At 48.1% G+C, this 532-nt stretch carries 1 protein-coding gene; it reads left to right on the top strand.

Going from position 1 to position 532, the window contains the following annotated elements:
- The coding region (locus tag R7044_RS27730) for an amino acid permease (protein WP_225456301.1) at positions 1–532 on the top strand (532 nt) is incomplete at both ends.

The raw sequence follows: 532 nt of genomic DNA, 5'->3' as shown, positions 1-532 counted from the left end.
TGGCCTATGTGTTTGCAAAATGTGGTCGCTTTAGTAAACGTGACGGTGGTATGAACGGTTACGCGTCTTATGCATTCGGTAAATCGGGTGCATTTATGGCGGGCTGGACTTACGGTTTGTCGCTCCTTATTGCGAACATTGCGATCGCGATTACTTGTGTGGGTTACGGCTCCGCATTCTTTGAAGTGACCCTATCTCCGGTCGAAACCTGTTTGTACACCATCGCCATTCTTTGGATTTGTACTTTCGCTAACTTCGGTGGTGCGAAAATCACAGGTCAAATTGGTACATTCACCGTGTGGGGCGTAATCCTACCAGTGTGTTCATTGGGTATTGTTGGTTGGTTCTGGTTTAACCCAACCATGTACATTGAAGCTTGGAACCCACACAGCTTGCCATTTGGTGAAGCAGTGAGTGCTTCTATTGCGATGACGCTATGGGCATTCCTTGGTCTTGAATCAGCTTGTGCGAACTCTGAAGCGGTAGAAAACCCAGAGAAGAACGTACCAATCGCAGTGCTAGGCGGTACGCT

The organism is Vibrio sp. 1402 (assembly GCF_033340275.1).
The sequence above is the reverse complement of the archived record's forward strand: the minus strand, read 5'-3'. Positions and strand labels throughout refer to the sequence as shown.